The following is a 23046-nucleotide window of genomic DNA, read 5'->3' as shown; positions in this document are numbered from 1 at the left end:
TGCCGTGCAAACCGAGTTCCCGCGCATCAAGCGACTGCCTCCCTACGTGTTCAACATCGTCGGCGATCTGAAAAAGGCAGCCCGAGCGCGTGGCGAGGACATCATCGACTTCGGAATGGGAAATCCGGATGGTCCGACGCCACAGCATATTGTCGACAAGATGGTGCAGGCTGCGCAACGGCCGGATACGCATCGCTATTCGGTGTCCGCTGGTGTGCCGCGCCTGCGACGCGCCATCGCCTACTGGTACAAGCAGCGCTTTGACGTCGATCTGGAACCGGCGACGGAAACCATTGCCACCATCGGTTCAAAGGAAGGCCTGGCGCATCTGGCGCTGGCTACGCTCGGCCCGGGAGATGCGGTGCTGGTGCCCAATCCGGCCTATCCGATCCACCCCTACAGCGTGGTGATCGCCGGTGCCGATGTGCGTCATGTGCGCATCGGTCCCGGGGTCGACTTCTTCGAGGAGCTGGAGCGCGCCATCCGCGAACTCTGGCCCAAGCCGAAGATGCTGATTCTGAACTTCCCGTCGAACCCCACGACGCAGTGCGTCGAACTCGATTTCTTCGAGAAGGCGGTGGCCATCGCGCGCGAGCACGGCATGTGGATCGTGCACGACCTGGCCTATGCGGACATCGTCTTCGATGGATACCGCGCGCCTTCGATCCTGCAGGTGCCCGGCGCCAAGGATGTGGCCGTCGAATTCTTCACCTTGTCCAAGTCCTACAACATGCCGGGTTGGCGCGTTGGCTTCATGGTCGGCAACAAGGAACTGGTGGCAGCACTGGCGCGTATCAAGAGCTATCTGGATTACGGCATGTTCACGCCACTTCAGGTCGCCGCGATCACGGCGCTCGAAGGCCCGCAGGACTGCGTTGCGGACATCTGCGAGACCTACCGCGTCCGGCGCGACGTGCTCTGCGAAGGCATGAACGCGCTTGGGTGGCCGGTCGAGAAACCCAAGGCCACCATGTTCGTCTGGGCCAAGATTCCCGAGCCCTTCGCCGAGCTGGGTTCCCTGGAGTTCTCCAAGCGGCTGCTGGCCGAGGCGAAGGTGGCGGTGTCGCCTGGCATTGGCTTTGGCGACTATGGCGATGATCACGTCCGGATTTCGCTGATCGAGAACGAGCACCGTACCCGCCAGGCACTGCGCGGGATCAAGAAGATGTTTCGGGAGGGCAATTGATGCAAGCGTTGCGTCTGGGGCTGCTGGGCCTTGGGACCGTCGGGCAGGCGGTGGTGCGGCTGGGGCAGCGCAACGCCGAAGCGATCAGCCAGCGGGCCGGCCGACCGGTCGTGATCACCGCGGCCAGCGCACGCGATCCGGGCAAGGCGCGCGACTGCGATCTGAAGGGTATTCGCATCGAAGCCGATCCGATGGCGGTTGTGCGTGCCGATGATGTCGATGTGGTCGTCGAGCTGATTGGCGGCCTGGACCCGGCGGGCACACTGGTGCGTGCGGCCATCGCCGCGGGCAAGCCGGTGGTGACCGCCAACAAGGCGCTGATCGCCGAGCACGGCAACACGCTGTTCGCCGAGGCGACGGAAGCGGGCGTGACGGTTGCCTTTGAAGCGGCGGTGGCGGGTGGTATTCCCATCATCAAGGCTCTCCGCGAGGGCCTGGCCGGCAATCGCATCGACGAGGTGGTCGGCATCATCAACGGCACCGGCAACTACATCCTCACCCGGATGCAGAACGAGGGCATTGCCTTTGATGCCGTGCTCGCCGACGCGCAGCGCCTGGGTTATGCCGAAGCCGATCCGAGTTTCGACGTCGATGGCATCGACGCCGCGCACAAGCTCACCATCCTGGCTTCGCTGGCCTTCGGCATGCCGCTGGCCTTCGACAGCGTGACCTGCGAGGGCATCCGCGGCATCAGCACCAAGGACATCGAGCTGGCACGTCAGCTCGGCTATCACATCAAGCATCTTGGCATTGCCAAGCGGCGCGGGGACGCGGTTGAACTGCGCGTGCAGCCGACGCTGCTGCCCGAAACCGAATTGCTGGCCAAGGTCGACGGCGTGCTCAATGCGGTCGTGGTGACTGGCGATGCCGTTGGGCCCACCGGCTATTTCGGGCCGGGCGCGGGCGGAGATGCGACGGCCTCGGCGGTATGGGCGGATATCGTCGATATCGCGCGCGATCAGGGCCAGGTCCGGGTGCCGCCGCTGTCGGCTCAGCCGGAGGGCATCCGTGCGCTTCCGGTACGTGCGCTTGCCGAGACGCGCAGCAGTCATTATCTGCGGCTGCAGGTCGCGGACGAAGCCGGCGTGCTGCGTTCCATCACCTCCATTCTTGCCGACCACGACATCAGCGTCGAAGCGATCTACCAGCGCGAGCCGCGCGGGGACCACGATGCCGTGATCGCCATGATCACCTCGGTCATCGGCGAATCGCAGATCATTGCCGCCGGTGCGGCCATTGCCGACCTGCCCGCCGTTCATGGCGCGCTGACGCGTATGCGCGTCGAGCACCCGGGCGACTGACGCCTTCTTATTCCCGCTTTTACCTGATTCCATGACCCAAGCCTTTACTCCCCACCGTTATACCGGTCTGATTGACGCCTATCGCGACCGCCTGCCTCTGTCCGCGAATGCCAAGGCGATCAGCCTGGGCGAGGGCAATACCCCGCTGATCCAGTTGGAGAACCTCGCCCGCGATGTGGGCTTCGGTGGACGTATCTTCGTCAAGTACGAAGGGTTGAATCCCACCGGTTCCTTCAAGGACCGCGGCATGACCATGGCGGTCACCCAGGCGGTGGACGAGGGCGCACGCGCCATCATCTGCGCCTCGACCGGCAATACCTCGGCGGCGGCCGCGGCCTATGCCGCGCGGGCTGGCATCACGGCTTTTGTCGTCATCCCGGATGGCAAGATCGCGGCAGGCAAGCTGGCGCAGGCGGTCATGCACGGCGCAGTGGTCGTACAGATTGAAGGCAACTTCGACGACGGCATGCGCCTGGTCAAGGAAGTGGGCGAGACCAGCCCGGTCACCATCGTCAACTCCATCAATCCCTACCGGCTGCAGGGCCAGAAGACGGCGGCCTTCGAGATCGTGCAGGCGCTGGGGCATGCGCCGGATTATCACTATCTGCCGGTGGGCAACGCCGGCAACATCACTGCCCACTGGATCGGCTATACCGAAGCGGTTGGCCAGGGCACCCCAGCGTGCAAATTCTGTGGCGGCGACTGCAAGTCGCCGCATCCGCCGATGAACGACCGTCGCCCGGTGATGGTGGGTTATCAGGCCAGCGGCAGCGCGCCCTTCCTGCGCGGTGGGCCAGTCAAGGACCCGGATACCGTGGCCACGGCGATCCGAATCGGAGATCCGCAATCCTGGGAGCCGGCGCATATCGTGCAGAAGGAGTCGGGCGGTTGGTTCGGTGAGCTCTCTGACGACGAGATTCTCGACGTCCAGGCCAAGCTGGCACAGCGTGAAGGCGTCTTCTGCGAGCCGGCCTCGGCTGCCTCGCTGGCGGGTGCGCTGCGCGATGTGGCCGCCGGCAAGGTGCCCGACGGCGTGGATATCGTCTGTACGCTGACCGGCCACGGCCTCAAGGATCCGGAAATTGCGATGCGTGGCGCCCTTGACCACATCGTCAAGGTGCCGGCCGAACGCGCGGCCATCGCCGAGCTGCTGACGCAGAAAATGGCCTGATGTCAGCAGCGCCGGAAAGCGCGCTGCCACGCATTCGTCGCCGTCCCGCGGCTACGGTCTCCTCACTCCCGGATGGCCTGCATCCGGTAGTGCGCCGCGTCTATGCCGCGCGCGGCGTGCACAGCGCACGAGACTGTGATTACGCGCTGCAGCGGCTGCTGCCACCTGATGGACTCAAGGGGCTGGATACGGCGGCCGATGTGATCGCCAAGGCCATCGCCGATGGCCGTCGCATCTGCATCGCGGGCGACTATGACTGCGACGGGGCGACCAGTACGGCCTTGCTGGTGCGCGGCCTGCGTGCGCTCGGGTCGGTCGAGGTCGATCACGTGATTCCGGACCGCTTCACCATGGGCTATGGCCTTTCGGAATCGCTGGTCGACGCCGCCCGCACGCGGGGTGCGGAGGTGCTGATCACGGTGGATTCTGGCATCGCCAACGTCTCCGGCGTGGCCTATGCGCGAGCCCACGGCCTGCAGGTGGTCATTACGGACCACCATTTGCCAGGCGAGGTGCTGCCGGAGGCGGATGCCATCGTCAATCCGAACCAGCCTGGAGACCACTTTGCCAGCAAGGCGATGGCGGGTGTCGGCGTGGCCTTTTACCTGCTGGCTGCGCTTCGCGCCCGGATCGGTCGAGACCGCCTTGCCATTGCCGATCTGCTCGATCTGGTGGCGCTGGGCACGGTAGCGGACGTGGTGCCGCTGGATCACAACAACCGCGTTCTCGTCGCGCAGGGGCTGGCCCGGATCCGCGCAGGGCGTGCCTGTGCGGGTATTCGTGCGCTGCTCGAAGTCGCCGGGCGCGAAGAAGCCACGGTCGACGCCGCGACACTCGGCTTTGTGGTCGGGCCCAGGCTGAATGCCGCCGGGCGTCTGGAAAACATGGGGCAGGGGGTGGAATGCCTGCTCAGCGATGACGTGGGGAGCGCGCGCACCCTTGCCGCCACGCTGGATCAGCTGAACCGCGCCCGGCGAGACATCGAGACCGACATGGTGGAGGGTGCCGATGCTGCGCGTCTTGTTCCCGACGCGGTAGGGCTCTGTCTCTATGACTCCAGCTGGCATGAAGGGGTGGTGGGACTGGTGGCGTCCCGCACCAAGCAGCAGGCCCATCGGCCGGTGATCGCTTTCGCGCCGTCGAATGACGCGGGCTGGGTCAAGGGATCGGCGCGTTCCATTCCCGGTCTGCATATCCGTGACGCGATCGCGGCAGTGGACCGCACGCAGCCGGGGCTCATTGACCGCTTCGGCGGACACGCCATGGCAGCCGGGCTCAGCCTGCGCGAAGCGGCATTGCCAGCTTTTGCCGAAGCCTTCGATGCGGCCTGCCGGACGCTGCTGTCCGATGCCGATCTGCAGGCGAGTATCGATAGTGATGGCGCTTTGGCGCCCTCGGAGCTGACACTGGATACGGCGCGCGCCCTAGAGACTGCCGGCCCATGGGGGCAGGGATTTCCGGAGCCGGTCTTTGACGGCACCTTCCGAGTGACGGACGCACGCATCGTGGGGGAGCGTCACGCGCGCTACACGCTGACGCGGCTCGAGAATACGCAGTTGCGTCTGACGGCCATTGATTTTGGCGGCGCCGAACGCATGGCAGCGCCGGGTCAGAACGTGGAAACGGCGTATCAGTTAGGGGTCAACCGCTGGCGCGGGGACGAACAGGTTCAGCTGATCCTTCGACATTTGGCGGTACGCTAGGGCGGCCATCACGCAGTCAGAGGAGGTCAGCCGATGCTCAAGGGTTCCTGTCTGTGCGGCAGCGTGCGCTACCGCTACGAGGGTTCGGCCGAGACCCTTTCGATGTGTCACTGCCGGCGCTGTCAAAAGGCTCAGGGATCCGCTTTCGTCGCGGTCGTTCCGATGGCGACCGAGGCATTCACCCTGCTTTCCGGTGCCCAGGCACTCGGCCGCTTCGAGTCCTCGCCAGGCAAGTTTCGGGTCTTCTGCCGCGAGTGCGGCAGCCCCTTGTGGAGTGAGCGCGAGGACCGCCCCAAGGTGAAGCGCGTGCGCGCCGGCACGATCGATGACCCGATTGCACCGGCAATCGTGTTTCACGCCTTCGTCGTCGAAAAGGCCGATTGGCTGCCGCTCAGTGACGGCCTCCCGCAGTACCACGAGTGGCCCGAGTCCCACTAGCGGTCAGGCCGTTCTGAGAGCAGGGGCCTACCGTTTGTCGGGATAGCCCCTGAGTGCATTTGACGAATCCATATATGTGTGAGAAAAGTACATATATGGAATTGAAGGCCCTCGTTCTCGATGCGATGTACCAAGTGCTGCGCCCACTGGCGCGAATCGCCATGCGGCATGGGTTGACGGTATCGGATGTGGAGCGCGTGACACGCCAGGCCTTTGTCGACAGCGCCCGGGCCGAGTACGGCATTCGGGGACGCCCGACGAACAAGTCCCGCGTGGCCGCACTGACCGGACTCAGCCGGGCAGAGGTGACCCGATTGCTGTCTGCCACCCGTCAGGACCAGGACGCCGCGGCGGGCCAGCGCCATTTGCTGAATCGCTTGATTACCTGCTGGGTCACGGACGCGCGCTGGCTGGATGCGGACCAGGCGCCCCGCCCTCTGCCGCTTGACGAGGAACAGGGCGACGGCTTTTCCGCCCTGGTGCGGGCCATCGGCAGCGACGTGACCTGGCAGACGCTGCTGCGTGAGCTCGAGCGTCTGGGTCTGGCCCGGAAGGAGGCTGGAAATCTGCACCTGCTGCAGCGTGCCTTCATTCCCGCCTCCGCCGACGAGGCGGATCGCTTGCCCTATCTCGGCGAGAACATCGCCGCACATATCGACACGGTCGATCACAACCTGCGCCATGGCCGAGCGCGTTCGCGCTTTGAACGCAAGCTGGTCTTTCCGGGGCTCGATGCCGAAGGCCTGCAGAAGCTGCAAGCCTTGCTCGAACGGGATGGCCAAGCCTGGTTGGAGTCGCTCAACGAGACACTGACACCGCATGCGCCGGAGGACTCGTCCTCGCAGCGCATCAGCGGCGTAGGCATTTATCTGTTTGACATGAAACGCCCCAATGGAGGTTCTGAATCATGAATAGCTGGCTCGAAAAAACCGTTGTCGCGGGCGTCGTTGGCGCTGCCACCACCCTTGCGGCCTGCGGCGGTGGCGGTAGCCCAGGCGTTGCCGGCGATGTCAATGGCACCGGCGCGACCACCACCAAGGTGTTTGTGCGCGGCGCTATCACCGGCTTTGGCAGTGTCATCGTGGAAGGCAAGCGCTTCGATACCAACAACGCACTGGTCGAAGTGGATGAGCTGCCGAGTGCAACCGAGGACGCGTTGCGCGTCGGGCAGATTGTCGAAATTCGCGGCCGTCGCGACGATGACGGCAACTTCGCCGCCGATCGCATCCGTTATGACGCGGAAATCCGTGGTCCGGTCACAGCGATCGACCTCGAGGCGATGACCCTGACGGTCGCGGGGCAGTTGATCCGTGTGGTGGGGGCGACCGTTTTTGAGAGCGGCGACCTCAGCACACTTGCCGTGGACGATCCGGTCGAGATTAGCGGGCAGATCACCGGCGATGGCGTCCTGGTGGCGAGCTATGTGGAACGCGAATCCGAAGCGCGCGAGGAAACCGAGATCACGGGTCGGCTCGCGGCTCTGGATACCGCGCAGCGCCGATTCCGCGTGCAGTCCCTTGAGGTCGATTACAACACCGCGCTGATCAGTCCCGAAGGCAGCGTGTTGGCCAACGGGCAGTTGGTCGAGGTGGAAGGCAGTCTGGCCAATGGTGTCCTGACCGCAGCCCGCATCGAGATCGAAGACGCGCCCGGCAATGATGACGATGATGGACGCGAAGACGGTACCGAAGCCGAATTCGATGGCGCTATTGCCAACTTCGACGCGGCTGCATCCAGCTTCAGCATCCGCGGCATCGGCGTGCGTTTCGATGGCGAGACCCGCTTCGAGGAAGGGAGTGCCGATGACCTCGCCGATGGCGTACTGGTGGAAGTCGAGGGCGTATTCTCCGCCGATGGCGTCATCGTCGCCGATACGATCGACTTCGAAGAAGAGCGTTCGACCAACGCGGGTTCCGAACGCATCGAGATCGAAGGGGACGTGCAGTCGGTCGATGTCGAGGCCGGCAGCTTGCAGGTGGTGGGCGTGACGATTCTCACCGATGAGCGCACCCGCTTCGAAGACGACCGCGATGATCTGCGCGCCTTTGGTCTGGACGATCTGCAGCCAGGCGATGCGGTGGAGGTTGCGGCGATTCGCACCGAAGCGGGCGTGGTCGCGCTGCGCATCGAGCGCGAGGATCTCGATGACGACGAGGGCAACGACGACGATGGTGAAGCGCGCGAGCTTGCCGGTGCCCTTGAAAGCAAGGATGCGGCCGCGCGTGAACTGGTGGTCACGGGCGTTCGGATCGACGCCAGCAACGCCCGCTTCGAGGACGACGATGAGACTGTGACCGCGGATGTCTTCTTCGAATCGGTTCAGATCGGCGACTTCATCGAGGCCGAAGGCCGCTTCGACGAGAACCTGCAGCGCTTCGTCGCCTCCGAAATCGAGCGCGAAGAAGACGAAGACGAAGACGACAACGAAGGCGATGGTGCGGATGCGTCAGACGAGCGCGATGAAGGGGGCAACGGGGAAGCATCGGCTGACGAAGGCATCGACGATGAAGACGATGACGATGCGACCGATGACGAGGCGGAGGAAAGCATCGAGGCCGATGATTCGGCCAGCGACGCCGCATCCTGATGCACTCCGCCTCCGCAGTACACGGCGAACCGCTACCTGATGGAACGGGGCTGCCGCGCTAGAAACGAACCGCCGGGCAAAGCACCCGGCGGTTTTTTTATGGGAAGAAGCTCAAAGGCGCTGAATCAGCGCGTCGGCAAAGGCCTCGGTGGAGGCAGTCCCGCCGAGGTCGCCGGTACGCACGCGATCCTCGACGATGGTGGCGCGCAGGGCCGTGCGCAAGCGTTCGGCGTCGTCGTGATGGTCGACGTGGTCGAGCATCATGGCCGAAGCCAGCAGCAATGCGCAGGGGTTGGCGATGCCCTTGCCGGCAATGTCCGGTGCCGAGCCATGCACCGCTTCGAAGATGGCCGCGTCCTTTCCGATATTGCCGCCGGGCGCCATGCCGAGGCCGCCGACAAGCCCTGCGATCTCGTCGGAGAGGATGTCGCCGAAGAGATTGGTGGTGAGCAGCACGTCGAACTGCCAGGGGTTCAAGACTAGCTGCATCGCGCAGTTGTCGACGATGCGTTCCTCGATCGTCAATCGATCGGCGTACTCCTTGCCGACTTCCTGCGCGCTCTCCAGGAACAGGCCGGTGAGCTTCTTGAGGATGTTGGCCTTGTGCACGATGGTGACCTTCTTGCGGCCATTGCGTACGGCGTAGTCGAAGGTCCACTTGGCGATGCGGCGGCAGCCCTCGCGGGTGTTGATGCCGGCGCTCTCCGCCACGGCCTTGGGATCGCCGTTGACCGGAATGTAGTGCTCGTAGCCAACGTAGAAGCCTTCCAGATTCTCGCGGACCAGCACCAGGTCGATGTCGTCGAAGCGGCCGCCATCGACAATGCTGCGCGCGGGCCGGAGGTTGGCATACAGCTGGAATTCCTCGCGCAGGCGCACATTGATCGAGCGGATGCCACTGCCTACGGGCGTGGTCAATGGCCCCTTCAGCGCCAACTGCGTGCGACGAATGCTTTCCAGCGTGCATTCCGGCAGAGGATCACCGTGGGTTTCCATTGCGCCCAGGCCAGCGGGCTGTTCGTCCCACTCGAAGGGCGCGCCCAGAGCTTCGAGAATGCGGCGGGTCGCGCGGACAATCTCGGGGCCAATGCCATCACCGGTGAGCAGGGTGGCCGGAATGCGTTGCGAAGCCTGCGACATGGACGGGTTCCTTGCGGTTGGGACTGAGCCCGCAAGCCTATCTGGAAGCGGCCGGCCCGTCATCGCAACTTTGGTCGATGCCGGCTGCGGGTGACGGTCGGCTCCGGTGCGGTCAGTGACGGGCGAGCAGGTCGCGCATATCCGCCCGAATCGCACCCAGGGTCTTCTCGCGCGGCAGGCGCGGGGATTCCGGCGTGCCGTTGAGGATAATGGCGAAGGCCGCCCAGCCGCCATCCTGCAGGCGCAGGTAGCCGGCGAGGGCACGAACCCCGACGGGTTCACTCAGCCAGCCGGTCTTGGCGGCGAGCCGGGTCTGCCAGTTGTTGTCGTCGAAAGCCAACTGGCTGTTGCGGCTGTACAGCGGCACCGGCAGCGTGCCAACGAAGGTGGGAAACAGCGCCGAGGCCTCATAGCTGTCGCGCAGGAGCTCGACCAGGTCGCGCGCCGACAGGCGGCTGTCGACGCTCAACCCACTGCCGCTGTGCAGTATCGGCATGCCCGGCGGTGTGTCCGTGGCGCTCTGCGAGGCAGCGCGAAGCGGAAGCAGCAGATGGTCGGCGGCGTCGCTCAGTCGCTCCGGCGCGGCATCGCGTTGTGCCACGTGCAAGGTGAGCAGATCCGCGATGTAGTTGTTGCTGTACTGCATCATCGCATGCAGTTGGGTGGCCAGCGTCTCCCCGTAATGCCGGGCCAGCTCCTGGGTCTTATCCAATGTCGCGGCCTTGTGCGTCACACGCGTCTCGCCCTCGACGCGGATGCCGCCCTGGTCAAGCAGGGCACGCAGTACTTCGGCCGTGTGATGGGCAGGGTGCACAATGGAACGGGAGCGCCGCACGGGGCGATGATCGACGGCGATTTCGCCGCTGAGGTGCAGATGATGCAGCCCTTCATCATCGGTACTGCGGGTGATGCCAAGGCGGGTAAGCCCTCCGGCAGAGACGGTCTCGATGTGGCCGTGCAGACGGAATCCACCCACTCCGGGTGGCATCACGACGACCCGCGCCGGCTGACCGGCGCGCTGCGCCGGATAGATGACGACCTCGACGGTGCCATAGTCGATGCCGGCGGCCGACAGGGCGCCGTCGAAGGCATGGGCGCTCTCCTTGTGCGCGTCGCAGCGGTCCTTGATCTCGCAGGCAATGGCACCAAAGAGCGCATCCTCGACGATCAGATTTCCGGTGATCCGGGTGATGCCGAGGGCGCTGATGTCGGCCACCAGTGCCCGCAGATCCTTGCTGCTGAGAGTCGGATCGCCGCCGGCACGCAGCATGAGATCGCCGCGGAGCTCCGTGCCTTCGACGGCTCCACTGGCCAGCAGGCGGGTGATGAAGCGGTGATCCGCACCCAGGACTTCCAGTGCGGCGCGCGCGACGTAAAGCTTGCTGACCGAGGCGGGAATCAACCGGCTGGCGGCATCGACAGCAGCCAAAGGCCGCCCGCTGTCGAGTTCTTCCACCAAGGCGGAGACTTTGACGCCGGATCCGGCAAGGGCTGCAAGGCGCGGAAACTGCGCGGTCCAGGTTTCGCCTTGCGCGCGGACGTCCGTGGGCGCGGCTGCACCGCAGACCATCGCCAGACAGAGGAATAGAACGCCGCCAAATCGCTGGTACCGCATGCCGCGCCTCCCCGATGCAAGAGGGCGGCATGGGCCGCCCGGACGCGAAGGATTGTACGGACTTACCTACAAGTAGGTGTCATCGCGCCGCTAGCGCAACATGTCCCGTGCCTTGTGCAGCGCGGCGGCGAATTGTGCGACGTCCTCGGCATCGTTGTAGATCGCGAAGGAGGCGCGAGCCGTGCCACTGAGGCCGAAGCGCGCGTGCAGTGGCATCGTGCAGTGGTGGCCGACCCGGACGGCCACACCCTGCATGTCGAGCAGGCTGCTGACGTCGGAGGCATGCGCACCTTCCAGATTGAAGGCGATGATGGCGGCCTTGCCCGCAGCGGTGCCGAAGAGCTGCAGGCCCGGAATGTCGGCAATGGCCTCCATCGCCTGTTCGAGCAGCGCGTCCTCGTGCGCCTTGGCCGCACGCAGCCCCTGGGCATCCAGCCAGTCGATGGCCGCAGCCAGCCCGATCGCGCCGGCAATATGCGGTGTGCCGGCTTCGAATCGGGCGGGGGCTTCGGCGAAGGTCGTGCCGTCAAAGGAGACCGTGTCGATCATGTCGCCGCCGCCCTGCCAGGGGGGCATGGCCGCGAGCAGATCGGGCTTTGCGAGCAGCACGCCGAAGCCGGTGGGTCCATAAAGCTTGTGCGCGGAAAAGGTGTAGAAGTCCGCGCCAAGCTCCTCAAATTGCAACGGGATATGGGCCGCTGCCTGGGCACCGTCGATCAGCGTCGATACGCCCTGTTTGCGCGCTTCCGCCACCATGTCGGCAACCGGATTCACCGTGCCGAGGGTATTCGAGACGTGCACGAAGGCAGCCATGCGCGTCCGTGCGTTCAGGCGCGCGCGCCATGCATCCAGATCGAGCCGACCGTCCTCGTGCACCGGCGCGACGACGATGCGCGCACCGGCGCGCTCGGCGATCAATTGCCACGGCACGATATTGGCGTGGTGCTCCATCTCGGTGAGCAGGATCTCGTCGCCCGGCTGCAGCATGGGCAGGACGTGGCTGTAGGCCACCAGATTGATGGCCTCCGTGGTGCCGCGCGTAAAGACTGTGCCCGCCTCGCTGGCGTTGGCGAACCGCGCGATGCGCGCGCGCGCCTGCTCGTAGCCCTGGGTGGCCCGTGCCGCCAGCGCGTGCACGCCGCGATGGACATTGCTGTTGTCGTAGCGGTAGTAGCGATCCAGCGCGTTGAGAACAGCTTCGGGCTTCTGCGTGGTCGCGGCATTGTCGAGATAGGCGAGGCGCTTGTCGTCATGCACGCGCTGCTGCAGCACCGGAAACTGTTTGCGCACATGCGCCACATCCAGTGCCGGTTGTGTCCTGTGCAGGCTGTCGGGGGCGTTCATGTCAGGCTCCAGTCGGCGTGCTCGAGAGCACGGTCGAGACCCGCCATGAGTGCCTTTTCCACAGCCGGCATGGCCGGGACATGCAGCGTTTCCGCTGCATAAGCGCCGATGAGCAGGGCGCGTGCCTCGGCGTAGGGCACCCCGCGCGTCTGCAGATAGTAGAGCGCGTCCTCGTCAATCTGTCCGATGGCGTTGCCGTGCGCGCACTGCACGTCGTCGGCATAGATTTCCAGTTCGGGCTTGGCGTTGACCTGAGCGCGCGGCGACAGCAACAGGCTGCCAAGCTGCTGGTTGGAATCGATACGCTGTGCGTCGCGGTGTACATGCACCCGGCCGGTCAGCACACCCACCCCCTTGTCCATGCCGAGGCCGCGGAACTGCAGGCGACTGCCGGTATCCGCGGCGGCATGCTCGACCGTGGCAAAGGTATCGATATGGCCGTGTGCCCAGGGTGCGAAGACGCCGTGCACCTGCGCCTTTGCGCCGGCTTCGTCGAGTCGCACATGCAGGTTGTGACGCGACAATGCGCTGCCGGCATCGAAGCCCGTGAGCTGCAATTGCGCATCGCGTGCCAGCCATGCCTCGGTGCGCAGCAGGGCAGGGCCACGCGCCGTGTTGGCATGTCGGCGCGCGAGAATGAGAGACGCCCCCTCGGCGAGCACGATCTCCAGGCTCTGCGTCACGAAGTCGGCGTCGCCTTCGACTACGTCGTCCCAGAACAACTGTGCCTGTACCTGGGCTGGAACCTCGACGCGGTGGCGCAAGTGGACCGAACCCGTTGTGGTGCGCGTGCACAGGTGGAGCGGGCTAGCCTCAGCGCCGGGTGCCCAGTGCAGGCCGCTAGTGGCCAGCGCGGCATTGACCAAGTCGCTGGCGTCATGGACGCTGGAGGCGGGTTCCGTTCTCAGCTCGGCGGCATCCAGGCCATCGGCTACGCCATTGATGAAGGCGACGCGCCGCAAGCCTTCGACCTCGGGCAGGCTTAGCTCGGCCGGCTCGGCCGGTCGGAGCGCGTCCGGCAGGGCGCCGGGCAGGTCCGTGAAGCGCCAGCGCTCGTGCTTCTTGCCGGGAAAGCCCTCGTCACGCAGCCGCTGCCAAAAGGCGCCACGCGCGGCGCGCTGGTCCTCCGGCAGATGATCGAACAGGGGTTGGAGGCGTTCGGTCAGGCTCATGCGGCGTTCTCGATCCCCGCGTAGCCCTTGGATTCCAGCTCCTGCGCCAGTTCCGGCCCGCCGCTCCGCACGATGCGGCCTTGGGCCAGTACGTGCACGCGGTCCGGCTTCACGTAGTCCAGCAAACGCTGGTAGTGCGTAATCAGAAGGATGGCGCGATCCGGGCTGCGCATGGCGTTGATGCCGCCGGCGACCGTCTTCAGGGCGTCGATGTCGAGTCCGGAATCGGTCTCGTCGAGCACGATCATGCGGGGCTGCAACACCAGCATCTGGAGGATTTCATTGCGCTTCTTCTCGCCGCCCGAGAAGCCCTCGTTGAGGCCGCGATGCAGCATGTCCTTTTCCATGCCGACCGTGTCGAGGAACTGCCGGACGTGCTTGAGGAAGGCCATGGCGTCCAGTTCATCCTCGCCGCGCGCCTTGCGCTGGGCGTTGTAGGCCGCACGCAGGAACTGGATGTTGCTCACGCCGGGGATTTCGACTGGATACTGGAACCCCAGGAAGAGGCCTGCCGCCGCGCGTTCGGCGGTGTCCATGTCGGCCAGGTCGCGCCCGTCCAGTGTCATGCTGCCTTCGCTGGCCTCGTAGCCTTCGCGGCCGGCGAGCACGTGCCCCAGCGTGGACTTGCCCGCGCCGTTCGGACCCATGATGGCGTGCACCTCGCCGGCGGGAATGGAAAGATTCAGCCCCTTGAGGATCGACTCCTCTTGAATGGAGGCGTGTAGATTGTTGATTTCCAGCATTATGTTTCCTTTGCCTGCGCGGGTGGCCTAGCCGACCGCGCCTTCCAGAGAGACCTGAAGCAGCTTGCCCGCCTCGACGGCGAATTCCATGGGCAGCTCCTTGAAGACGTCGCGGCAGAAGCCGTTGACGATCATGGACACGGCGTCCTCTTCGGACAGGCCGCGGCTCATCAGGTAGTAGAGCTGCTCCTCGCCGATGCGCGAGGTGGTCGCCTCGTGCTCGAGTTGACCGCTGGGCGTACGCACTTCGGTGTACGGGAAGGTGTGGGCGCCGCATTGATCGCCGATCAGCAGCGAGTCGCATTGTGTGTGGTTGCGTGCACCGCTTGCGCCTTCGTTCATGCGTACCAGCCCGCGATAGGACTGATTCGAACGGCCGGCAGAAATACCCTTGGAAACAATGGTCGAGCGTGTGTTCTTGCCCAAGTGCATCATCTTCGTGCCGGTATCGGCCTGCTGCCGGCCATTGGTCAGTGCGACCGAATAGAACTCGCCGCGCGAATCGTCCCCGCGCAGCAGGCAGCTCGGATACTTCCAGGTGATGGCCGAGCCCGTCTCGACCTGCGTCCACGAGATATGCGAGCGCTTGCCGCGGCAGTCGCCACGCTTGGTGACGAAGTTGTAGATGCCACCCTTGCCGTTCTCGTCGCCCGGGTACCAGTTCTGCACGGTCGAGTACTTGATCTTGGCATTGTCCAGCGCCACCAGCTCGACCACGGCTGCATGCAGCTGGTTCTCGTCGCGCTGCGGCGCTGTGCAGCCTTCCAGGTAGGACACGGACGCGCCTTCCTCACAGATGATGAGAGTGCGCTCGAACTGGCCGGTATTGCGCTCGTTGATGCGGAAGTAGGTCGACAGCTCCATCGGGCAGGTCACGCCCTTGGGGACATAGACAAAGCTGCCATCGGTAAATACCGCGGTATTGAGCGAGGCGAAGAAGTTGTCACCAAAGGGCACGACCGTGCCGAGGTACTTCCGGACGAGCTCGGGGTATTCCTGCACGGCTTCCGAGATGGGGCAGAAGATCACGCCCGCCTCGGCAAGCTTCTCCTTGAAGGTCGTGGCGACAGAGACCGAGTCAAAGACGACGTCCATTGCCACGCCGGCGAGCATCTTTTGCTCCTCCAGCGGGATGCCGAGCTTGTTATAGGTCTCAAGCAGCTTCGGATCGACCTCGTCGAGCGATTTCGGACCGTCCGCCATGGACTTTGGCGTGCTGTAGTAGCTGATCGCCTGATAGTCGATGGGCGGATAGTCGAGATGAGCCCAGCTTGGCGACGCCATCCTCAGCCAGCGGCGGTAGGCCTTCAGGCGGAATTCCAGCAGCCACTCGGGTTCGCGCTTCTTGGCGGAAATCGCCCGAATGACATCCTCGGACAGTCCAGGGGGAACCGTCTCGGATTCGATATCGGTCACGAAGCCGGCGCTGTATTCACGCCGTTTCATCATGTTTTCGAGTTCAGCAGCGGTGGCCATGTCAGGCTCCAGCGGTTTGACGGGTTTGCGGCGCATCGAAGCGACGCAAAGGGAATTCGGTGTCGGACAACGGGGCGACCATGTCCGCCAAGGTGACGGCGGCCAGCGCCCGTTCAATGGCGTCACTGATGCGCGACCAGTTGGTGCGTACGCCGCAGTGGTCGTCGATGGGGCAGGAGTCCGCCCCGTCGCTGCACGTTGTGAGGGCAATGGGCCCTTCAAGCGCGGCAACGATCTCGGCGATCGTGATCTTCTCCGGGCGCCGCGCCAGGCGGTAGCCGCCGTGCGCGCCGCGCGTCGCTTCCACCAGGCCCACCTGGGCGAGTTGGCGCAGCAGCTTGGACACGGTCGGCGCCGCCACATGCGTGAGATTGGCGAGTTCCACGGCCGATTGCCGGCGCGTGGGCTCGCGCGCCATCTCCGTCAATATGACCGTTGCATAGTCTGTGAGTTTGCCTAGGCGCATGGCGTTAATCCAAACCGATTTAGTCTGGATTGTACTCTGCCCACGCCGGAGATGCAGCCCGTCCGGCACTTTGTCGAGGCGCGCGGCCTAGCTTGCGGACAAAACGGGCCATCGGTCGATGATGGCCCCGGCCTGCACCACGACCAGCGGACCGAATTGCAGCATCAGGGCCTCGGACTGCGTAGGACGGAGGAAGACATAGTCCCCAGATCGCAGTCGGGCTGCATCACCGCCGTTGAGCATCTGCTGATTGCTGCTGTGTCCGTACCACGGATTCGGCTGCAGTCCCGCTGGAGATTCCGGCGTTGCCATCCAATTGCCACCGTAGATGAAGTGGGTATGGGCGAGATTGGGGTCGAGGATTGGCGCGAAAGCATCCGCCCACTCCATTCCGGGCAGACGAAGCCCGCTTGCCGTCTTGAGTACGGGAGCGGCGATGTGGAGTGCACTCTGGAAGGGGGCCAGGGCGTCGGTATCGAAATCGGAAGGCTTGACCAGCGCGCTTCCAACCGCGACCTCGTTGGCCGGACTGCCGGAGGCGTGCAATTGATAGTTGAGGCTGCCCGCGGTGTTGAAGACCAGCGGCAGGTCCTGGTTCATCGTGAGCAGATCGCTGCCGTGCCGACGAAGCAGCCCAAGGAAGTGGGCATAGCGCGCATGCGCTCGTTGCTGCAGTGATTCCGGGCTGCCAAAAATGGCCGGCATGCGCATGACGTGGGCGTCGTAGCCCATCAGACCCGCGAAGCGCAGATGCTGACTGTGGTCGCGCAGCATGCGCAGCAACTGGATGAAGCTGGCATCGTCAGCGACGCCGCCGCGCCGCAGTCCGACGTCGATCTCGATATTGATCCGCATCCGGACATCGAGCTGCTGCGCCAGATCGCGATAGGCCCGCAATCGGTTCGGCGAGTCGATCAGCCACTGCAGCTGCATCTGCGGGTCGAAGATGCTCGGGCGCAGGCGCTCGTAGAAGGTGGCCGCCGCATCCACCGGCATCGGCTTGCCGAGCAGCAGATCGGCATCGGGGAAATCGCGTGCCAGCTGGTTGGTGAAGGGTTGATGGAAAGTCATGATGCGCCGCGATCGCATCGTGGCGAGCACCTGTTCGATGAGATCCGTACAGGGCAATGACTTGGCAACCAGGCGATAGGCCATCTGCGGCGGCATCGTGTCGCGCAGCGCGATCAGATTGTGGTTGACCCGGTCCAGATCGAGCACCAGGCAGGCGGTACCAGGACCGTCGTGCTGCAGCATGCGCTGCAAGCGCGAGAAATAGGACGTGTGGGGGGCCGAACGATCCGCAGGCCGCAGCCAGGCAAGGCCGCCAGCGAGCAGCGCGCCGGCAGCCCCGACCTGAAGCAGGCGGCGACGCTTCATGCAGTCGGCTCGTCGCTGCCCGGCGGTCCCCAGCCGCCGCCTCCGGGCGTCAGGATCTCAAGGCAGCTGTCTGCGTCCATCTGCAGTCGTACGCGGGCGGGCAAGGCTTCCCGGTCGCCGTTGGGCGCGATGCGCCAGTTCTCACCGGGCTGACCGTCGCCGCCCCCGCCCATGCCGTGCGCTGGATGCCGGCGTCGATTGCTGATCACGGCGAGATCGACCGGCTCGAGAAAGCGAAGCACGCGGCGTACCCCATCGCCTCCGTGCCAGCGGCCTTGACCGCCGCTGTGCCGGCGTATGCCGAAGGACTCGACGCGCACCGGTTGCTGGCGCTCAATGATTTCAGGGTCGGTGATGCGCGAATTGGTCATGTGGGTGTGCACGGCGCTTGCACCGTCGAAGCCGGGCCCGGCGCCGGCACCACCGCACAGCGTTTCATAGTACTGATAGCGCGCGTTGCCGAAGCTGATGTTGTTCATCGTGCCCTGCGACTCGGCCATGGCGCCGAAGGCAGCGAGCAGCGCATCCGTGACCGCCTGGGAGGTCTCCACATTGCCGGCGACCACGGCGGCCGGCGGCTGCGGTGCCAGCAGCGAGGGTTCCGGCACCGAGAGGGCAACATGACGAAGAAAGCCCTCGTTCAACGGTAGCGGGGCGTCGATGATGCAGCGCAGCGCGTACATCACCGCCGCGCGCACCACCGGGAGCGGGGCATTGGCATTGCCGGCATCGGGCGGGCTGGTGCCAGCGAAGTCAATATGCAGGCAGCCGTCACGGACCTGGGTGGCCAACTGGATGCGTTGGCCATCATCCATGTCCACGCTGTGCTGACTGCAGGGCAGCGCGGGCAAGAACTCGGCCACCGCCTGCGCCGCGTAATCCTGGACCTGCTGCATCTGTTCCCTGACCATCTCCACGCCATGCTGCGTGCACAGCGATTGCACCAGCCGTACGCCCCGCACGCAGGAGGCAAGCTGCGCGCGCAAGTCCGCGAGGTTTGCTTCCGGATTGCGCGCCGGGTAGCGACCTTGCGTCAAGGTGGCGCGCAGCAAATCCTCATCCAGGACGCCGTCACGCACGACGCGCAAACCGGCGATACGGATGCCTTCTTCCTCGATGGTGTTACTGGAGGCAGGCATGGAACCGGGGCTGACGCCGCCCACGTCGGCGTGGTGTGCGCGTGCGGCCACGAAGGCCATTGGCATGTCCTGCGCTGTGGCGAAGACCGGCATGATCAAGGTGAGATCGGGAAGATGCGTGCCACCGGTGTAGGGATCATTGATCAACCAGGCGGTGTCGGCTTCCCAATGCTCGCCACGCGCGGCCAGCTGCTGCGATATCGCCTGTACGGCGGCGCTCATCGAGCCCAGATGGACCGGGATATGGGGCGCATTGGCCACCAGATGACCCTTGTCATCAAACAGGGCGCATGAGTAATCCAGGCGGTTGCGCACATTGACCGAGTGGGCACTACGCTGCAGAGCATCGCCCATCTCACAGGCAATCTGCATGAACCGATGGTTGAACAGCTCGAGGCGGGCGGCCGCGGCCGTGTGCTCGTTGACCAAGGGCGGCTTGCTGCGTCGAGCGTGGATGCCGTGCGTATCGGCGCGGGCGCTCCAGCCCCGCGGCAATACCAGATTCGACTGGGCCAGCAGGACCAGAGCCGGACCCTCGACCGCCTCCTCGTCCAACCATTGGTAGACGGGGACCGGATGCCATTGCCCATCGGCCAGCATCATCGGCTGCGTGCCGAGCTGCTTCCGCTTCTGCGGCGCGGCCTCCGCTCCCACAGGCTGTCCTTCATCCTGGGCGCGTAGCCGCAGACCAACCACATGGATACCGCGTGCGGGGTCTGAAAATCCGACGTCCCGGTGATGCGCGGCGTGAAAAGCTTCGATCAGTTCGGCGGCAGTGCCCTCGCCGTCAAAGGGGATTTCAAGAACGGTCTCGGCGCGCTCGTAATGCAGGCGCAGAACCGCGTTTTGCTGCACCATCGTGGTGTCCTGCTCCGCCAGCAGGGTTTTGGCGCGTGTCTGAAGCGCCGGCCACGCCGCGACGGCATGTGCCACGCTGCTGGCATCCAGCGGCGCATCGATGGCGGCATCCACGGTGACACCCAGCGCCGCCATGCCCACACCCAGGGCGGACAGGACGCTGGCACGCTGCGGCAGCAGGACTTCCTGCATGCCCAGTGCGTCGGCTACGTCGCAGGCGTGCTGTCCGCCGGCGCCGCCAAAGGCAACCAGACAGTGCGCGCCGATATCCACGCCGCGCGCAACGCTGATGCGTCGCACAGCGCCAGCCATCTGCTCCACCGCCAGACGCAGCGCACCGAGCGCAGCGTTGCGAATGCTGGCGGGGTCGGCGCCTTCCCCCAGTAGCTTGGCAAAGGCGGCTTCAGCGCGCCCGACATCGAGAGGGGCGTTGCCCTGCGGCCCGAACACCGGGGCGAAGCCTTCGCCGTAGATACGTCCGAGCAGAAGATTGGCATCCGTGATCGTCGCCGGACCGCCGCGGCCGTAACAAGCGGGACCGGGATCCGCACCCGCCGACTCCGGGCCGACGCGCATGCGCGCCCCATCATGGAAGATCTGTGAGCCGCCGCCAGCAGCCACCGTATGCAGGTCCAGTGCGGGGGCGCGTACCTCCTGTCCGGCGACGGTCACGCTGCTGCGTACAGGCGCATGGCCTTTTGCGTGAAAGACGTCCGTGGAGGTTCCCCCCATGTCGAGGCCGACAATGCGTTGTATGCCACTGGCGGCGGCGACGCGGGTGGCGCCGATCACACCGCCGGCGGGGCCGGAGAAAATGCTGTTGCGTGCTGTGAAATGCGCGGCATCGGCCAGGTTGCCGTCGGACTGCATGAAGCGGATGCGTGCGCCGGGCAACTGGGCCGCCAGGCGTTGGGTATAGCGCCGCAGGATGGGGGCCAGCGCCGCCTCGACCACCGTGGTCTGGGTCCGTGCCAGCAAGCCTGCCTCGTTCGAGACCCAATGGCTGCAGCAGATATGAGCGAAGCCAGCGTCGCGCGCCGCCACGGCGATGGCCTGCTCCTCGTCCGGATACTGGGCGCCGTGCATGAGGGCAATGGCGAGACTGTCAATGCCGTCGTCACGCAGGCGCTGCAGGGTCGTCTGCAGGGCATGGTGGTCCAGTGGCGCCAGGCATTGGCCGTCGGCGGCCCGACGTGTGGCTACGCCCGCAACCCGTGCGCACAGCGCGCTGCGCGGCGGGATGGCCAGCGCGAAGATGTCGTCGCGCGCCTGATCGCCAATTGCCAGTAGATCCTCGAAGCCGGTATTGATCAACAGCGCACAGGGGCTGTGGTGTCCTTCCAGCAGGGCGTTGGTGGTGACCGTGGTGCCCAGGCGCAATTCCGCCACTCTGCCCGCGGGGATAGCGGCATCTGCTGACAGGCCAAGCAATGCACGGATGCCGGCGATGACGGCGTCTTCGTACTGCCCGGGCGCGTGGCTCAGCAGCTTGTGCGTGTGGCGGCTTCCATCCGGGGCGATCCCGATGAGATCGGTGAAGGTGCCGCCGCGATCAGCGTGTATGCGCCAGCCGTCGCGATGGGCGGGACCGGTCGAGGAATGGCTCTGCATGACACAACGCTAGGGGCGCGGAGGCGTGCTGGCAAGCCTGTGCTGTCGCATAATCGGGTGATGGACGATACCGCTGCAGCCCTGTCATGGCCCGTGGCCAGCCCGCACTGCATTGAAGTGCGGGTAGGCGTCGACGACATCGACGCCTTCGACCACACCAATAACGTCTCCTATCTGCGTTGGCTCGAGCAGTGCGCGTGGTCGCACACCTGTGCCTTGGGCCTGGATATGGCGGCTTACCATCGCATTGGTGCAGGTTGCGTGGCACGGCGGCATGAGCTCGACTATCTGGCGCCCAGTTTTCTTGACGATACGCTGATCGTTGGCACCTGGATCGAGGAAAACGATGGCCGAGTCACGATGTGGCGCGGCTACCGCATCATCCGTCTGTCGGATGGGCGCGCGGTGATGAATGCGCGGACGCAGTGGGCTTGTGTCGATATGACCACGGGGCGGCCGCGTCGCCAGCCTGAGGCATTCGTGGCGGCCTACCAGGTCAGTCCGCTCCTCTAAGCGTTCTCAGCCCCTCACGGGCGCCGTCGTCAGGGGTGCGATGAAGCGCGCGAAGTGCTCGGCAACTTCGTCGAGGCGCTCGTTGAGGGCGTGTCCCGCGTCCAGCCAGCGCAGTGTTGCGCCATGGCGTTGACAGAAGCGATCGGCCACTTGTGGCGGAACGATGTCGTCGTGCAGCCCGTGCAGCACTTCGCAGTGCTCCGGTATGGCGGTGGGCTCTTCTGGCCAGGCAGGAAAGTAGAGCGCGGGCGCGAGCAGGAAGAGCGCATCCACGTCCAGCTGCGCGCAGGCGTGCGCTGCTACATAGCCGCCCATGCTTGATCCGACCATCACCAGGGGATGGCCTTCAGGCCTTGATTCCACAAGCTGCTGCAGGCGCTCGTGGGGATCAAAGGTATGCGTATAATCCGGCGACACCACGGCGAAGCCGTGGTCGCGGGCGACATCCGCCAGCCGCTTGATCTTGGTGCCCCACGGCCCGCTTTCCTTGCCGTGGTTGAAGCAGATCAGGGGGGCGGAATCGGGCATGGGAGGAGATCTCGATGGCGAGAAAAAAGGAGACGAAGCCGAAGTCCGGCCAGTCATCCAGTCTAGCGAGTCGTCGCGCCGCACGCCGCCAACGGGAACGGGATAATCCGCTTGAAGTGCGTCTGACCTTGGCCTTTCGGTTCGGGGACGAACCAGACGACCAGATCACCATGCTGAACGACCGTGCGATCCCGATGGTGGGCAGCGTCTTCCGTTACCGCGACCGCATCGCGCGGCAATTCACGATGCTGTTTGCGCGCGCCGGGGCCTCTCTGCCCAAGGTTCGGGCGGAAATTCTCCCCGCTGCGCGTTGGTTAGCTATTCGTTCCTGGGTGCGCAGTGCGGATGGCGATGATGACTCAGGAAAAGGCTAAGTGCTGCGATACCTCCAGATTGCCAATGTGGTGCTGCTCGCCTTTGGCGTGACTTTCGTCGTGACCTTGTCGGTAGTGGCCATCCTGCTCGCCTTCTGGGTCGACGAGTTCCCCAAATACCAAAGCACCCTCATTGGGGTGCTTCGCGTTGTGCTGCTCTCGGGCATGCTGGCCTTGGCGGGAGGCGTGTGTGTGCGCTCGCTGCAGCGCCGCTGGCCCTTCTGGCCGGCGCATCAGGTGGCGGGCTGGGGCGTGTCGTTGGTAGTGCTCTTTGTTGGTCTGAACATGCTGGGAGTGGGGTGAT

The 23046-nt window shown here is 65.1% G+C and carries 20 protein-coding genes; 10 read left to right on the top strand and 10 right to left on the bottom strand.

The window, feature by feature from the left end:
* Window positions 1-4: 4 nt before the first annotated feature.
* The 7 genes from alaC (at window position 5) to ACOOFO_RS10565 (ending at window position 8386) form a co-directional block, all read left to right on the top strand.
* Window positions 5-1186 (top strand): alanine transaminase, encoded by a 1182-nt coding sequence (gene alaC, locus ACOOFO_RS10595; protein WP_420426741.1) that lies wholly within the window; start codon window positions 5-7, stop codon window positions 1184-1186.
* The gene (locus ACOOFO_RS10590; RefSeq protein WP_420426740.1) at window positions 1186-2487 is read left to right on the top strand and encodes a homoserine dehydrogenase; all 1302 of its coding nucleotides are present in this window, start codon (window positions 1186-1188) and stop codon (window positions 2485-2487) included. Before alaC ends, ACOOFO_RS10590 begins: the two co-directional genes overlap by 1 nt.
* A gap of 31 nt (window positions 2488-2518) precedes the next feature.
* Complete coding sequence (thrC, locus tag ACOOFO_RS10585) at window positions 2519-3658, top strand: threonine synthase (RefSeq protein ID WP_420426739.1); 1140 nt, start codon at window positions 2519-2521, stop codon at window positions 3656-3658.
* On the top strand, window positions 3658-5361 hold the full coding sequence (recJ, locus tag ACOOFO_RS10580; protein WP_420426738.1) for a single-stranded-DNA-specific exonuclease RecJ: 1704 nt from the start codon (window positions 3658-3660) through the stop codon (window positions 5359-5361). The genes thrC and recJ overlap by 1 nt, the downstream gene beginning before the upstream one ends.
* Window positions 5362-5394: 33 nt before the next feature.
* Window positions 5395-5799, top strand: a complete 405-nt coding sequence (locus tag ACOOFO_RS10575; RefSeq protein ID WP_420426737.1) for a GFA family protein — start codon at window positions 5395-5397, stop codon at window positions 5797-5799.
* Window positions 5800-5894: 95 nt separating this feature from the next.
* A complete protein-coding gene (locus tag ACOOFO_RS10570) occupies window positions 5895-6710 on the top strand; it encodes a DUF6502 family protein (RefSeq protein ID WP_420426736.1) in 816 nt (271 codons plus the stop codon).
* Window positions 6707-8386 (top strand): DUF5666 domain-containing protein, encoded by a 1680-nt coding sequence (locus ACOOFO_RS10565; protein ID WP_420426735.1) that lies wholly within the window; start codon window positions 6707-6709, stop codon window positions 8384-8386. The genes ACOOFO_RS10570 and ACOOFO_RS10565 overlap by 4 nt, the downstream gene beginning before the upstream one ends.
* 111 nt (window positions 8387-8497) lie before the next feature.
* Here the strand turns inward: ACOOFO_RS10565 and ACOOFO_RS10560 are convergent, their stop codons facing one another.
* From ACOOFO_RS10560 to ACOOFO_RS10520, 9 genes are all read right to left on the bottom strand, one after another.
* Window positions 8498-9526 (bottom strand): isocitrate/isopropylmalate dehydrogenase family protein, encoded by a 1029-nt coding sequence (locus ACOOFO_RS10560; protein ID WP_420426734.1) that lies wholly within the window; start codon window positions 9524-9526, stop codon window positions 8498-8500.
* Between the two features lie 112 nt (window positions 9527-9638).
* Window positions 9639-11141, bottom strand: coding sequence for a D-alanyl-D-alanine carboxypeptidase/D-alanyl-D-alanine endopeptidase (gene dacB / locus ACOOFO_RS10555; protein WP_420426733.1), 1503 nt, complete (start codon window positions 11139-11141; stop codon window positions 9639-9641).
* A gap of 90 nt (window positions 11142-11231) precedes the next feature.
* A complete protein-coding gene (locus ACOOFO_RS10550) occupies window positions 11232-12485 on the bottom strand; it encodes an aminotransferase class V-fold PLP-dependent enzyme (protein ID WP_420426732.1) in 1254 nt (417 codons plus the stop codon).
* The gene (locus tag ACOOFO_RS10545; protein WP_420426731.1) at window positions 12482-13657 is read right to left on the bottom strand and encodes a SufB/SufD family protein; all 1176 of its coding nucleotides are present in this window, start codon (window positions 13655-13657) and stop codon (window positions 12482-12484) included. Before ACOOFO_RS10545 ends, ACOOFO_RS10550 begins: the two co-directional genes overlap by 4 nt.
* Window positions 13654-14400, bottom strand: a complete 747-nt coding sequence (gene sufC, locus ACOOFO_RS10540; RefSeq protein ID WP_420426730.1) for a Fe-S cluster assembly ATPase SufC — start codon at window positions 14398-14400, stop codon at window positions 13654-13656. The genes ACOOFO_RS10545 and sufC overlap by 4 nt, the downstream gene beginning before the upstream one ends.
* Window positions 14401-14427: 27 nt before the next feature.
* Complete coding sequence (gene sufB, locus ACOOFO_RS10535; protein ID WP_420426729.1) at window positions 14428-15876, bottom strand: Fe-S cluster assembly protein SufB; 1449 nt, start codon at window positions 15874-15876, stop codon at window positions 14428-14430.
* Between the two features lies 1 nt (window position 15877).
* The gene (locus tag ACOOFO_RS10530) at window positions 15878-16342 is read right to left on the bottom strand and encodes an SUF system Fe-S cluster assembly regulator (RefSeq protein WP_420426728.1); all 465 of its coding nucleotides are present in this window, start codon (window positions 16340-16342) and stop codon (window positions 15878-15880) included.
* Window positions 16343-16429: 87 nt separating this feature from the next.
* Window positions 16430-17719, bottom strand: coding sequence for an alanine racemase (locus ACOOFO_RS10525; protein WP_420426727.1), 1290 nt, complete (start codon window positions 17717-17719; stop codon window positions 16430-16432).
* Window positions 17716-21327, bottom strand: coding sequence for a hydantoinase B/oxoprolinase family protein (locus tag ACOOFO_RS10520; RefSeq protein WP_420426726.1), 3612 nt, complete (start codon window positions 21325-21327; stop codon window positions 17716-17718). Before ACOOFO_RS10520 ends, ACOOFO_RS10525 begins: the two co-directional genes overlap by 4 nt.
* Before the next feature lie 60 nt (window positions 21328-21387).
* Here ACOOFO_RS10520 and ACOOFO_RS10515 point away from each other — a divergent pair, with 60 nt between their 5' ends.
* Complete coding sequence (locus ACOOFO_RS10515; protein WP_420426725.1) at window positions 21388-21840, top strand: acyl-CoA thioesterase; 453 nt, start codon at window positions 21388-21390, stop codon at window positions 21838-21840.
* A 6-nt stretch (window positions 21841-21846) separates the two neighbouring features.
* On the opposite strand, the gene ACOOFO_RS10510 is transcribed toward ACOOFO_RS10515, so the two are convergent.
* A complete protein-coding gene (locus tag ACOOFO_RS10510) occupies window positions 21847-22368 on the bottom strand; it encodes an alpha/beta fold hydrolase (RefSeq protein ID WP_420426724.1) in 522 nt (173 codons plus the stop codon).
* A 14-nt stretch (window positions 22369-22382) separates the two neighbouring features.
* Between ACOOFO_RS10510 and ACOOFO_RS10505 the strand changes: the two genes are divergently transcribed.
* On the top strand, window positions 22383-22742 hold the full coding sequence (locus ACOOFO_RS10505; RefSeq protein ID WP_420426723.1) for a hypothetical protein: 360 nt from the start codon (window positions 22383-22385) through the stop codon (window positions 22740-22742).
* The gene (locus ACOOFO_RS10500) at window positions 22743-23045 is read left to right on the top strand and encodes a hypothetical protein (protein ID WP_420426722.1); all 303 of its coding nucleotides are present in this window, start codon (window positions 22743-22745) and stop codon (window positions 23043-23045) included.
* Window position 23046 lies beyond the last annotated feature (1 nt).

Source organism: Algiphilus sp., from assembly GCF_965216485.1.
GTDB lineage: Bacteria > Pseudomonadota > Gammaproteobacteria > Nevskiales > Nevskiaceae > Algiphilus.
Note: the sequence above shows the minus strand (reverse complement) of the source record. Positions and strands in the feature narration are given on the sequence as shown.

Bases quoted from the DNA above. Each gene is read 5' to 3' on its own strand.
- ACOOFO_RS10590 (WP_420426740.1), top strand. From the start codon at position 1,186: ATGCAAGCGTTGCGTCTGGGGCTGCTGGGCCTTGGGACCGTCGGGCAG.
- thrC (WP_420426739.1), top strand. From the start codon at position 2,519: ATGACCCAAGCCTTTACTCCCCACCGTTATACCGGTCTGATTGACGCC.
- recJ (WP_420426738.1), top strand. From the start codon at position 3,658: ATGTCAGCAGCGCCGGAAAGCGCGCTGCCACGCATTCGTCGCCGTCCC.
- ACOOFO_RS10575 (WP_420426737.1), top strand. From the start codon at position 5,395: ATGCTCAAGGGTTCCTGTCTGTGCGGCAGCGTGCGCTACCGCTACGAG.
- ACOOFO_RS10570 (WP_420426736.1), top strand. From the start codon at position 5,895: ATGGAATTGAAGGCCCTCGTTCTCGATGCGATGTACCAAGTGCTGCGC.
- ACOOFO_RS10565 (WP_420426735.1), top strand. From the start codon at position 6,707: ATGAATAGCTGGCTCGAAAAAACCGTTGTCGCGGGCGTCGTTGGCGCT.
- ACOOFO_RS10560 (WP_420426734.1), bottom strand. From the start codon at position 9,526: ATGTCGCAGGCTTCGCAACGCATTCCGGCCACCCTGCTCACCGGTGAT.
- dacB (WP_420426733.1), bottom strand. From the start codon at position 11,141: ATGCGGTACCAGCGATTTGGCGGCGTTCTATTCCTCTGTCTGGCGATG.
- ACOOFO_RS10550 (WP_420426732.1), bottom strand. From the start codon at position 12,485: ATGAACGCCCCCGACAGCCTGCACAGGACACAACCGGCACTGGATGTG.
- ACOOFO_RS10545 (WP_420426731.1), bottom strand. From the start codon at position 13,657: ATGAGCCTGACCGAACGCCTCCAACCCCTGTTCGATCATCTGCCGGAG.
- sufC (WP_420426730.1), bottom strand. From the start codon at position 14,400: ATGCTGGAAATCAACAATCTACACGCCTCCATTCAAGAGGAGTCGATC.
- sufB (WP_420426729.1), bottom strand. From the start codon at position 15,876: ATGGCCACCGCTGCTGAACTCGAAAACATGATGAAACGGCGTGAATAC.
- ACOOFO_RS10530 (WP_420426728.1), bottom strand. From the start codon at position 16,342: ATGCGCCTAGGCAAACTCACAGACTATGCAACGGTCATATTGACGGAG.
- ACOOFO_RS10525 (WP_420426727.1), bottom strand. From the start codon at position 17,719: ATGAAGCGTCGCCGCCTGCTTCAGGTCGGGGCTGCCGGCGCGCTGCTC.
- ACOOFO_RS10520 (WP_420426726.1), bottom strand. From the start codon at position 21,327: ATGCAGAGCCATTCCTCGACCGGTCCCGCCCATCGCGACGGCTGGCGC.
- ACOOFO_RS10515 (WP_420426725.1), top strand. From the start codon at position 21,388: ATGGACGATACCGCTGCAGCCCTGTCATGGCCCGTGGCCAGCCCGCAC.
- ACOOFO_RS10510 (WP_420426724.1), bottom strand. From the start codon at position 22,368: ATGCCCGATTCCGCCCCCCTGATCTGCTTCAACCACGGCAAGGAAAGC.
- ACOOFO_RS10505 (WP_420426723.1), top strand. From the start codon at position 22,383: ATGGCGAGAAAAAAGGAGACGAAGCCGAAGTCCGGCCAGTCATCCAGT.